Source organism: Halomonas sp. B23F22_20, assembly GCF_043496985.1.
Taxonomy (GTDB): domain Bacteria; phylum Pseudomonadota; class Gammaproteobacteria; order Pseudomonadales; family Halomonadaceae; genus Halomonas.
On sequence record NZ_JBIEKH010000028.1, the window covers coordinates 30,025 to 43,421 of the forward strand.

Annotated in this window: 5 protein-coding genes; 4 read left to right on the plus strand and 1 reads right to left on the minus strand. The window is 53.0% G+C overall.

Translation table 11 applies throughout. From position 1 onward, the window contains the following. The first annotated feature begins 23 nt into the window (after window positions 1-23). The 4 genes from ACGTN6_RS18210 to ACGTN6_RS18225 all read left to right on the plus strand — a co-directional run bounded on the left by ACGTN6_RS18210 (window position 24) and on the right by ACGTN6_RS18225 (window position 12,949). A complete protein-coding gene (locus ACGTN6_RS18210; RefSeq protein ID WP_394594385.1) occupies window positions 24-7,766 on the plus strand; it encodes an Ig-like domain-containing protein in 7,743 nt (2,580 codons plus the stop codon). Between the two features lie 164 nt (window positions 7,767-7,930). Then, a complete protein-coding gene (locus ACGTN6_RS18215) occupies window positions 7,931-9,388 on the plus strand; it encodes a TolC family outer membrane protein (RefSeq protein ID WP_394594381.1) in 1,458 nt (485 codons plus the stop codon). Between the two features lie 121 nt (window positions 9,389-9,509). Further along, entirely contained in the window at window positions 9,510-11,720 is a 2,211-nt protein-coding gene (locus ACGTN6_RS18220; protein WP_394594382.1) for a type I secretion system permease/ATPase, read from the plus strand. Then, window positions 11,717-12,949 (plus strand): HlyD family type I secretion periplasmic adaptor subunit, encoded by a 1,233-nt coding sequence (locus ACGTN6_RS18225; RefSeq protein WP_394594383.1) that lies wholly within the window; start codon window positions 11,717-11,719, stop codon window positions 12,947-12,949. Before ACGTN6_RS18220 ends, ACGTN6_RS18225 begins: the two co-directional genes overlap by 4 nt. A gap of 134 nt (window positions 12,950-13,083) precedes the next feature. Here ACGTN6_RS18225 and ACGTN6_RS18230 read toward each other — a convergent pair whose 3' ends face one another. Further along, on the minus strand, window positions 13,084-13,266 hold the full coding sequence (locus ACGTN6_RS18230) for a hypothetical protein (RefSeq protein WP_394594384.1): 183 nt from the start codon (window positions 13,264-13,266) through the stop codon (window positions 13,084-13,086). Window positions 13,267-13,397: the final 131 nt, after the last annotated feature.

Sequence of the window (13,397 nt, forward strand, 5' to 3'; positions counted from 1 at the left end):
AGCCGGCCACGGCGACCGGGGATATCACCGCGCCTGACGCGCCGACCGTTGATAGCGTCACTAACACGCTGGACGAAAACGGCGTGCCTGACGGCACCACGGTAAGCGGTACCGCCGAGCCCAACAGTGCGGTCGAGATCCGTGATCCGGACACCGGTGATGTGGTGGGCACCGGGAATACCGATGAGAACGGTAACTACGAGATCACGACCGACGAACCGCTGGAAGACGGCAAGGATTATGACGTCGTTGCCATCGACGATGCAGGCAATGTCTCCGAGCCGGCCACGGCGACCGGGGATATCACCGCGCCTGACGCGCCGACCGTTGATAGCGTCACTAACACGCTGGACGAAAACGGCGTGCCTGACGGCACCACGGTAAGCGGTACCGCCGAGCCCAACAGCTCGGTCGAGATCCGTGATCCGGACACCGGTGATGTGGTGGGCACCGGAGAAGCCGACGAGAACGGTAACTACGAGATCACGACCGACGAGCCGCTGGAAGACGGCAAGGATTATGACGTCGTTGCCATCGACGATACAGGCAATGTCTCCGAACCGGCCACGGCGACCGGGGATATCACCGCGCCAGACGCGCCGACCGTTGATAGCGTCACTAACACGCTGGACGAAAACGGCGTGCCTGACGGCACCACGGTAAGCGGTACCGCCGAGCCCAACAGCGTGGTCGAGATCCGTGATCCGGACACCGGTGATGTGGTGGGCACCGGGGAAGCCGACGAGAACGGTAACTACGAGATCACGACCGACGAACCGCTGGACGACGGCAAGGATTATGACGTCGTAGCCATCGACGATACAGGCAATGTCTCCGAGCCGGCCACGGCGACCGGGGATATCACCGCGCCTGACGCACCGACGCTTACGCTCGTCACCGACACGGGCCGATCCGATGGCGATGCGAATACCTATGACGGCACGATTGCTGTCGCCGGGTTGGAAGAGGGAGCGACCTGGGAATACTCCTCGGATGGTGGCGAAACCTGGAACGACGGTGAGGGAACTGGCTTTGTCTTGCCAGAAGCCGAGTATGCCGAAGGTGACGTCATCGCTCGCCAGACGGATGCAGCGGGAAATGTCAGCGACAATGGCGCGCTAGGAGCAGCCATCGTTGACACCACTGCGCCTGAGATTGTCATCGACACGGTGGTTGATGGTCCAGAGTCGAGCACGATTACGGGCACCACTGAACCGAATAGCCGGGTTGAGATAACAGACGCCGAGGGTAACTCGCTAGGTGAGCCTGTATTCGCGGATGAGAATGGTGAGTTCACCTTTGTAACCGATCAACCCGCTGATTTGGCAGGGCTCAGCGCTGGCGTTGTGAGTGATCAAAACCCCGAAGGCTCGCAAACCGCTCCGATGATCACCCAGTTGGATAATGGTGATCTGCTCTATGTATGGGGTGAAGGAGCCAACCTGAGCACCTTCGGTGACGGTCATCTGTTGCGTGGTCGATTCTATAACGCCGATGGCACGCCGAAGACGGATACGTTTGATATAAGCGACATTGGCTACAACAAGGCCGCGGGCACTGGGTATAAAAGTGTCGATGGCCTTGATGTCTTGAAGATGGATGATGGCAAGGTCGCTATCGGCTGGTCGATTAATAATGCTGATGCTGCTGACAGTATTCAGTCCAAGATGACTGTTATCGACACTAACCTTGCACCAACCGAGGCAGGCTTCAAAGTTGCCGAGGATGTGAATGTCTCGGAAGGCGAGGCTGCTGATCCTGAATCTGCCCCCATTCTGTCACTGACAGATGACGGCAATGTGTTTGCCGTTTATGCCAAGGACATAAACAGCAACGGTGCAACCATCTACGGTCGTGTATTTGACCAGTCAGGGAATGCGTTGGGCGACGAGTTCCAGATTGGTCAACAGGGCATGGACCGAGGGACTGGAGGAGGGCATTCAAGAAACCTCCATGTCGACCAATTGGAGAACGGCGACTTTGTCGTTGGTATCGCCCAGGAGTTTTGGCAAGGCGGACATCAGCCTATCTTCTCGGTGGTGGATGTCACCGACCCTGCCAATCCGCTCACCGTGGCCAGTGATGTCGAAGTGCGTAGTCAAGAGAATGATAGCTATGAGTCGGCACCACTTATCCATGCTTTGGAAGACGGTGGGTTTGTCACCTTGTGGAGTGACCGTGTAGGCACTGATAATTCTTCCACTAGGAATCTGTTTGGTCGGCTATGGAATGCTGATGGAACGCCCAGGGGTGATCAGTGGGAGTTTGACACCACGATTGATGGGTATTCGGGCTTCAATGTGCCGATTGTGGATGTGACCACGCTCGATAATGGCACGCTCGCCGTCGGCTGGGCCCGCAATACCTCTGATCCTGACGCTGACCCGGCGGATAGGCCGGTTCTGGCGATCATTGACCCAACGCAAAACCCCGGTGATGCAGGGTTCTATGTGCTCAATGACACGCCTATCTCCGCATCGACGGAAACAGGATTAGGCGCCGTAGAGGGCCCCCCCGTACTGGAGACACTGGACAGCGGTAACCTGGTGGCCGTTTGGCATAAGGGCTTTAACTCCAACGACGCGGCGATTTATTACCGTATCTACGATCAACAAGGCAATGCCTTGACGGATCAGAAGGTAATGATGGCCGGTGGTGATGGATCAGGTATATCTGCCAACAATTATGCCAACTGGGATTCCATCTACGTGACACCGACAGGGGGTGATAACTTTGCCGTCGGATGGATGGGAGCTGATCTTGACGGCGATGGCACCTCGGCACTGACTAACCTGATAGAGCCGACGTTAGGGGCTGATTTGGGTAACGAGATCAATGTGATCTCGGAAGATGTTGCCGGAAATGTGACGACCCATGTTGAAGACTTGTCGACCACTGATGCGCCAACGGTTGACAGTATGACCAACACCTTCGACGCATCTGGTGTAGCCGATGGTAGCATCGTCAGCGGCACCGCCGAGCCCAACAGCACCGTCGAAATCCGTGACCCGGATACCGGTGAAGTGGTTGGCACAGGTGTCGCCGATGAAAATGGTAACTATGAAATTACCACCGCCGAGCCTCTCGAAGACGGTAAGACGTATGACGTCGTTTCTCTCGACGAAGAAGGTAACGTCTCCGAGCCAGCCGCGGTAACCGGTGACCTTGATGGACCTGCTGCGCCGACGTTGACCCTCTCCAATGACACGGGTCGCTCCGATAGCGATGCGAATACCAATGACGGCGCAGTTGATGTGACCGGATTGGAAGTAGGCACGTTCTGGGAATACTCGACTGATGGCGGTGAAACCTGGAACGAAGGTCAAGGTATCAGCTTCGACTTGCCAGAAGGTGAATACGCCGACGGCGATGTTATCGCTCGTCAGACGGATACCTTCGGAAACGTCAGCGACACGGGCTCGTTAGGGGCAACAATCGTTGACACGACTCTGCCTGAGGTGGTCATTGACGAGGTGGTTCATGATGCCGAGTCGAGCACGATCACAGGCACCACTGAACCGAATAGCCGGGTTGAGATAACAGACGCCGAAGGTAACTCGTTGGGCGATGCTGTCTTCGCGGATGAGAATGGTGAATTCACCTTTGTAACCGATCAACCCGTTAATTTGGAAGGACTTAGCGCCGGTGTTGTGAGTGATCAAAACCCTGATGGCTCGCAAACCGCTCCGATGGTCACCCAGTTGGATAATGGTGACCTGCTCTATGTGTGGGGGGAAGGAGCCAACCTAAGCACCTTCGGTGATGGCCATCTGTTGCGTGGTCGACTCTATAACGCCGATGGCACGCCGAAGACCGATACGTTCGATATCAGTGATTTTGGCTACAACAAGGCCGCGGGCAGTGGGTATAAAAATATCGATGGCCTTGATGTCTTGAAGATGGATGACGGCAAGGTCGCCATCGGCTGGTCGATTAATAGGGGTGATGCTTCTGACGATATTCAGTCCAAGATGACTGTTATCGACACTAACCTTGCACCAACTGATGCAGGCTTCAAAGTTGCCGAGGATGTGAATGTCTCGGAAGGCGTGGCTGCAGATCCTGAGTCTGCTCCCATTCTGTCACTGACAGGCGATGGTAATGTGTTTGCCGTTTATGCGAAGGATATAAACAGCAGCGGTGCAACCATCTATGGCCGTGTATTTGATCAGTCGGGAAATGCGTTGGGTGACGAATTCCAGATTGGTCAAAACGGCATGGATCAGGCCATCTGGGGTGGCTATACACGAAACCTCTATGTCGACCAACTGGAGAACGGTAATTTTGTCGTTGGTATCGCCAAGGAGGTTTTCGACACCAGCGGCGGCCTTGCCGTTCAACATATGCCTATCTTCTCGGTGGTGGATGTCACCGATCCTGCTAACCCGCTCACCGTGGCTAGTGATGTCGAGGTACGTAGTAGTGAGGAGAATGATGGCTATGAGTCGGCACCGCTTATCCATGCCTTGGAAGATGGCGGATTCGTCACCTTGTGGTTCGATTACGCAAACCTTGATGACTCTCCTTCCAGAAATCTACTTGGTCGGCTGTGGAATGCTGATGGAACGCCCCGAGGCGATCAGTGGGAGTTTGCCACCCCGATCGATGGGTATTCGGGCTTCAATACGCCAATTGTGGATGTGACCACGCTCGACAATGGCACGCTCGCCATCGGTTGGAACCGCAATACCGCTGATACCAACACGGACGTGGAGAATCGGCCGATATTGGCGATTATCGATCCAACGCAGAGTCCCGGTGACGCAGGATTCTATGTGCTCGATGACACGCCTATCTCCGCGTCGACGGAAACAGGATTAGGTGCGGTAGAGGGCCCGCCCGTCCTGGAGACACTGGCCAGTGGTAACCTGGTGGCCGTTTGGCGTGAGGGCTATTATGCCAACGACGAGGCGATTTATTACCGTATCTACGATCAACAAGGCAATGCCTTAACAGATCAGAAGGTAATGATTGCCGGTGGTGATGGATCAGGTATCTCCGCTAACAATTATGCCAATTGGGACTCCATCTACGTGACGCCGACAGGGGGGGATAACTTTGTCGTTGGCTGGATGGGGGCTGACCTTGACGGCGATGGCACCTCGGCATTGACTAACCTGATAGAGCCGACACTCGGGACTGGTTCGGACTACCAAATCAATGTGATCGCGGAAGATGTCGCCGGAAATGTGACAACTCATGTTGAAGACTTGTCGGTCTCCGATGCGCCAACGGTTGACAGCATGACCAACACCTTCGACGCGTCTGGCGTAGCCGACGGTAGTATTGTCAGCGGCACCGCCGAGCCCAACAGCACCGTCGAAATCCGTGACCCGGATACCGGAGATGTGATTGGCACCGGTGACGCCGATGAGAACGGTAACTACACGATCACCACCGCTACGCCGCTCGAAGATGGTAAGGACTATGATGTCTTCTCCGTTGATGCCGAAGGTAACGACTCCGCGCCAGCCATGGTAACCGGTGACCTCACCGCGCCTGACGCGCCGTCGCTTTCGCTCGCCAATGACACGGGGAGTTCTGCTATCGATGAAATTACCTATGACGGCGCGGTTGAAGTGGTCGAGTTGGAAGTAGGTTCCTTATGGGAATACTCGACTGATGGCGGTGAAACCTGGAACGAAGGTCAAGGTATCAGCTTCGACCTGCCTGAAGGGGTGTACGGTGCAGATGACGTCGTTGTCCGCCAGACCGATGAAGCGGGGAATGTCAGCGACACGGGTGCGTTAGGAGTAGTGACGGTTGACACCACACCGCCTGGTATCGAAATCACCGAGGTCACTAATCAAAGCTCGTCGTCGAGCATTGTGACGGGCACCGCTGAGCCGGATAGCCGCGTTGAAATATTTGACGCCAACGGCGATTCTCTAGGCAATGCCGTCACCGCGGATGCGAATGGTGATTTCACCTTTACCAGCGATCGACTCATCAAGCTCAGTGCTGGCATTGTGAGCGATCAAAACCCTGATGGTTCGCAAACTGCACCGATGATCACCCAGTTGGATAACGGCAATCTGCTTTATGTGTGGGGAGAAGGAGCTAACCTGAGCACTTTGGGTGATGGCCATCTGCTACGTGGTCGTATCTATGATGCCGATGGTAATCCGCAGACCGATACGTTTGATGTCAGTGATTTTGGCTACAACAAGTTCGTGGGTGCTGGGTATAAAAATGTCGATGGTCTTGATGTCTTGAAGATGGATGACGGCAAGGTCGCCATCGGCTGGTCGATTAATGGGTCTGATGCTGCTGACGATATTCAGTCCAAGATGACCATTATCGACACTAGCCTTGCACCAACCGATGCAGGCTTCAAAGTTGCCGAGGATGTGAATGTCTCGGAAGGTGATGCTGCCGATCCTGAATCTGCCCCCATTCTGTCACTGACAGACGACGGTAATGTGTTTGCTGTCTATGCGAAGGACATAAACAGCGCTGGTGCGGAGATCTATGGCCGTGTATTTGATCAGTCGGGAAATGCGTTGGGTGACGAATTCCAGATTGGTCAAAACGGTATGGACGAAAGCATCTGGGGTGGCTATACACGCAACCTCTATGTCGACCAACTGACGGGCGGTAATTTTGTCGTGGGTATCGCCCAGGAGTTCGTACAAGGTGGGCATCAGCCTATCTTCTCGGTGGTGGATATCACCGATCCGACCAGTCCGGTCACCGTGGCCAGTGACGTAGAAGCACGCAGCCAGGCGAATGATGGCTGGGAGTCGGCACCGCTTATCCATGCCTTGGAAGATGGCGGATTCGTCACCTTGTGGTTCGACCGAGCAAACAGTAACGACTCTCCTACCAGGAATCTGTTTGGTCGGCTGTGGAATGCGGATGGAACGCCCAGGGGCGATCAGTGGGAGTTTGATACTACGATCGATGGATATGATGGCTTCAATACGCCGATTGTGGATGTGACCACGCTCGATAATGGCACGCTCGCTATTGGCTGGAGCCGCAATACCGCTGACCCTGACACCGATGTATTGAATCGGCCGATGTTGGCAATCATCGATCCAGCGCAGAACCCCGGGGATGCAGGGTTCTATGTATTGAATGATACGTCCATGTCGCAGTCGACCGAACTCGGTTATGGCGCGGTAGAGGGGCCGCCCGTCCTGGAGACGCTGGATAGCGGTAACCTGGTGGCCGTTTGGCGCGCGGGTTATAACTCCGACGACGCGGCGCTTTATTACCGTATCTACGATCAACAAGGCAACGCCCTGACGGATCAGGAAACGATTGTGACGGGAGGTGATGGCGCCGGCCTATCCAATAACAATGATGCCAACTGGGATTCCATCTACGTGACGCCGACAGGGGGAGATGACTTTGTCGTTGGCTGGATGGGGGCTGACCATGACGGCGATGGCACCTCGGCATTGACTAACCTGATGACCCCGGGGTACGACATTGCCGCGGTGGCGGAGGACGTCGCCGGCAACAAGTCAGTACAGGTTGAGGGTGATGTTGACCCAAGTGTGGTAGGCGAATTGAGCGGTGGCGCACCGCCTGTCGAGGCTGAGTCAGCCGAAGCCAGCTCGATGATGTTCAGCCTAAGCGATATGGATGATGGGGCTGGCGATGGAGAGCTGGTGTTGCCTGAATTTGAAAGCAACAATGTGGAAGAAGAGCAAGTGGCAAGTGACTCTGAAACCTCTGGAGAAGTGCCTGTGGGAGATTTCTCCGAGCCGCAGAATCCGCTTAGCGACGAGCTTGATCAGAACACATACGTGGCTTGATTAAGGCTTTAACGTTGGCACTACTGCCAAAGCACCGGACCCAAGGGTCCGGTGCGTTTTTTGGTAAGTTAAGATCAACGGAAGTTGATGGAAAAATATTGGCATCCCGTATTTTTATGCCATCAGTGTTGCCATGTATGGTGATCTTGATAGGAAGGTTTGGAATGGAATCATTAACCAAGTTTGTAACGTCAGACAAGACAGGCATCGCTGCATCGCAAGGTGGAGTAAAGTCGGATACGCGACACCAAGGAGCTGGCAAGCAAAAAAATAAGATACCTAAAGCGGTGTGGGCATTGTCGGTCAGTTTTTTATTCTTGGGAGGGGGGAGCGCTGCGTGGGCCCAGGGGAGTGCTTCACCGACATCGGATGACGAGACTTATCAGACAACACAAGATATTCAAGATCTAACCATGCAAGAGGCGGTTCAGAAAGCCGTCACGTGGTATCCCTCTATTTCCGAAGCCTTGGGACGCCTGTATCAGCAAAATGAGCAGGTGACGGTGGCGCGTTCAGGCTATCTGCCACAGGTCGATGCGGGACTATCTTCACAGTTCAGAACGTCCACTGACCAGACTGAAGAGGCATTCAATGTTACGGCCTCTCAGCTTCTCTATGATTTTGGCAAAGTCGAGAATGATGTGAACGCCGAGCTGTTCGGGGTTGAGCGTGATCAGGCGAGAGTCTTGTTGGCAATCGATCAACTAGCGCTTCAAGTGGCTAAAGCAGTGATTGATATTCAGCGTTTTGAAACCTTGTTGACAATTGCAGAGGATCAAGTGGATGGTGTCACCGAGATTCAGGCGTTGGCTGAGAGGCGTTCGCAGCTTGGTGCCAGTACACGTTCGGATGAGGTTCAAGCACAGTCAAGAGTTGAGGCGGCTAGAGCCGCACTTGAGCAGTATGGCTCGCAGCTGTCGATTAGCCGTAATAACCTGAAACGGCTTGTTGGGGCACAAGGGCCGGTAAGCGTCGCGGATACTCTCCCCGATGATCTTTTGCAAGTATGTTCGTCAGTTTCTGAGCAATTTAGCAATGTGCCAGAAATTATGGTGGCTGATGCTCAGCGGGAGGAAGCGCGAGCACAAATCGCTCGACGTGAAGCAGATTTTTACCCAACTGTCTCGGCAGAGGCTGGATTTAACCAGTTTATTAATCAGACGGGAAATGGTGATGACTCGGATGTTTCACTGGGCTTGAATATATCCAGTAGTCTATATAAGGGCGGAGCCACTCGTGCTCAAAAGAGATCTGCCGACTACGTGCTGCAAGCGCTGGAAGCCTCAAAAGATAATGTGATGATTGAGCTGCAAAAACGCCTGCAAGATGCACGAGAGCAAGCCCGTAGTGCGAAGAGCCAAATTGCTATTCTGAGCAAAAGAGTGGCCGGGATGGAGTTGACTCAAGAACTTTATCGCCAGCAATATTTGTCGTTGGGCACACGTTCATTGTTAGACCTCCTGAACGCAGAAGAAGAGGCGCAACAGGCAAAAATTGGAATGGAAAACGCACGTTACGATATGTACGCTGCTCAACTAGACTGCCTTTATGCGTCTTCGGGGTTTCGTGGTATGTTTAATATAAGTGACGAAGCTGTTCAAGGAGTCAGCCTTTCGCCATGATAACCATGCCTGGTGTTAGACTTTTTAGCTGGCTTTTATGGTTGACTGGTTGTTGTGCTTTTGTGTGGGTTTGTTTCTACATGAGCTCGCTGAAGTTTAATAGAGTATAAGGTGTATGGGAATGCTGGATGAAAGGCCAGGAAAGGCTGAGGACGCACAAAACGTCAACTTTGATCACTGGATAGAGGCGATGGCGATAGTAGCCCGTCACTATCGATTGGATTACTCTGCTGAGAACGCAAAGATGCGTTCGGCCTGGAGTCAAGGGCTGCCGCTTTCAGATGCATTTCGCAATATTGCTCATCAGATGGGTCTGACGTTGACGATTGAGGCTTTCGACGCAGCGCTGATCACACCTTGGCGGTTGCCATTGGTCGTGCAATTTGAAAATGGGCAGCTAGCCGTTGTTGAAGCTTTGAGCAATAAAAATGAAGTCGGCTTGGTCTACTGCGGGGATGAAGGCGTAACAAGCAGGCTCGAACTTAGTGTTCTGGAAAAACATGTTGTCGGGATCTTTATGGCTCGGCCAACACGTGCGGTGCCCGATTCACGAGTTGATGAGTATATAAAGCCTTACGAGAAAAACTGGCTACGAAAAATTGTTCTGCGGGATTGGAAGCCGTACGGCCATATTATGGTGGCCGCTCTGCTTTCCAATGTTCTTGCATTGGCCGGTATTATATTCACTCGTCAAGTTTACGATCGTGTGATACCCGCCGAATCGTACTCGACGCTTTATGTGTTGTTTAGTGGTGTTGTGCTTGCACTTTTCTTCGATTTCATGATGAGAAGGGTGAGAGTCAGGGTCACGGATTTGCTAGGAAAACGTGCGGATTTGCGTATGTCCGACAAGGTGTATGGCCATGCTCTTAGGATAAAAAACTCAGAAAGGCCAACGTCGACGGGAACCTTTATATCGCAAATTAGAGAATTGGAGCGTGTTAGAGATCTGATGACGTCGACAACTGTCACGGCGTTTTCAGATATGCCGTTTTTTATACTGTTTTGTTTTGTTTTTTGGTATATCGCTGGCCCTCTGGTGCTCGTGCCGCTGGTGGCGATTTTTCTTATGCTGCTGCCGGCTATTCTGGTACAGGGGAAGCTAAAGGAACTCGCGAACGAGTCCATGCGCGAATCGTCGTTGCGGAATGCAATGCTGGTTGAGTCAGTGCAAGGCATAGACGATATTAAATCATTGCAAGCGGAATCTAGATTTCAAGGGCAATGGAATCATTACACCTCCGAAGTGGCAGACTCCAGTCTCAGGCTGAGGTATATCGCTAATACCTTGAGTGTATGGAGTCAGACTATTATCACTGGTGTTTTTGCAACTGTTGTGCTTTTTGGTGCGCCAATGGTGATGTCTAGCGACTTGACTACTGGCTCGTTGATAGCGGCCTCGATTTTGTCTTCTAGAATGCTTTCGCCGATGACTGGCTTGACGCAAGTTTTGAGCAAGTGGCAACAAGCCAAGGTCGCAGCTGAAGGGCTTGATAAGTTAATGCAGCGTTCGACCGACTATTCTGAGAATGAGAAAAGTGTGCATCGCCCAGTTGTTCAGGGTGACTATGTTTTTAAGGAGGCTGAGTTCAAGTACAGCGCTGGGGCCAAATCTCCCTCACTCTATATTAATAGCATGAAAATAAAGCCGGGTGAGAAGATTGCTATTATAGGACACAATGGTGCTGGTAAGTCAACATTGCTCCAGGCGTGTTCTGGTATGTTAGAGCCCTCGGATGGTGAAGTGACGCTTGATGGCATTCGCCTTTCACATATTGATCCTGCTGATGTCCGGCGCGATGTCTCTTTCCTTAGTCAGAATGCCAGGCTTTTTCATGGAACAATTCGTGAAAATCTATTGATGGCCAAGCCGTTGGCATCCGATCAGGACATTCTCGATGCTCTGGAAATGTCAGGTGCGATAGGGTTTATTCGCAAACTTCCTGATGGGTTGGACCATGTTATTTTAGAAGGAGGTGCTGGTCTTTCCGGGGGGCAAAAGCAGGCTCTCTTGTTAACGCGTAGCTTCCTGCGCCGGCCTATGGTGTTGCTGCTTGATGAGCCTACCGCGTCGCTGGATGATGCTTCAGAGAAACATATTATTCAATCGCTTGGGAAGTTCACGTCTAACAAAACGTTAATGGTTTCTACGCATCGCACGGCATTGTTGAGTTTGGTGGATCGAATTATTGTGGTCGATAATGGTCGTGTTGTGATGGACGGGGATAAGCCTGAAGTACTAGCTCAGCTCAAAAGTAAGACGGCAGCTGCCAAGCGTGGTGCGAAATCGTCACAAAGCCGGGAAGGGCAAGGTGAGGAGAAAGCATCATGATGCAAGAAGAAGGGCGTAGCGTCGATTCGAGAAACTTGCTTTTTCTTGATTTTGAACAAGATAGATATCGCCAAAAACAGCATGCCGATGATGCGAAGACGATTCGGTCGATACGTATTATTTGGTGGGCGCTGGCTTTCTTCTTGTGTTTTGGTGTCTGGGCCTATTTTGCCGATCTGGTCGAAGTATCTTCTGGTGAAGGTAAGGTTATTCCTTCTTCTCGTGAGCAAGTTGTAGAATCGCTGGAAGGGGGGATCGTGAAAGAGTTGAGCGTGCGCGAAGGTGATATCGTAGAGGCCGGAGCCGTTCTTGCTGTGCTAGACCCGGCCCAGTCCGAGGCAGACGTTGGTGAAGTAGGATCCAGGTATCGTGCGGCTTTAGCGCGAGAAAGTCGGCTCGAAGCCGAAGTCAATGAGGAACCTTTGGTCTTCCCCACAGAACTTGATGCTTATCCCAATTTGCGGGCTAGTGAGCAGTTGCTGTATGTAACGAGAACGGAAAGCTTGAAGGACGAGCTGGCGAACATTGAAAACACGTTGGCAATCGTTAGACAAGAGCTTTCGTTGACGAGGTCATTGGCTAATGCTGGTGCAGCGAGTGATGTGGAAGTGCTTAAGCTGCGTCGTCAGGAATCGGAGCTGGAACTTCAGGCTGCTAATTCCAGGTCAGAATACTTTGTCACGGCCAGGGAAAAGCTGGCGGAAGCTCGAGCCGACGTTGAAGCACTTTCTGCAAAGTTAGGGGGGAGCTCGGATACGCTTTCAAGGCTCACGATGCGTTCGCCGGTACGGGGTATCGTCAAAGACATTGAGGTGACAACCACAGGAGGTGTTATTCCACCTCGGGGGCGGTTGATGACCATTGTGCCTTTGGATGACAGAATGTTGATTGAAACACGTATCTCACCGCGAGATATTGCTTTCATTCATCCTGGGCAGTTAGCCAGCGTCAAGTTGTCTGCTTACGACTATAGCACCTATGGTGCAATAGAGGGTGAGGTCGTGACGATCTCCCCCGATACGGTGCAGGATGAAGCAGATCCCAAGATCTTTTATTATCGTGTGTTTGTAGAGGTGGGGAATCATTCGCTGAAGAACGACGCGGGAGAAGAGCTTCCGGTTGTGCCCGGTATGGTAGCGACTGTGGATATTCGCACGGGAAGCAAGACGGTATTTGATTACTTGGTAAAACCACTGAGCAGTGCACGAGATGCATTGAGAGAGAGGTAGTGGCATCGTATCAGCCCGGGCAGCACAAGCGACGTGACTGCCCAGGCTGGCCGCCGTGTTCGATAGTCAGGCGATGTACTGTCTGTACAGTGATGGTATTCGTCTGATAACTCGTGGCTCTTTAATTTTTCACTTTAATGACCCCTTCGGGGTTGGGCCTTGCCGATCGTGTCGCGATCGAAGGCGGCGGCCTCATCCAGCAGCCAGTCGATGAAACGTGCGACGGCGAGCGGCGCCTGGCCGCTCGGGGGCGTCAGCAAGTCGTAGGTCATGGGCGAGGCGAGCACATGACGCTCGCCGAAGGGCCGCACCAGCACGCCGCTGAAGTGACCCCCTCCATAGCTGCACAGGCTATAGTGCAGCCATCAGGAGGACAGGATGAGCGACGACAACCCGATCAAGCGATGGACCGCCAAGCGCAAGGCCGCCGTGGTCATGGACATCTTCA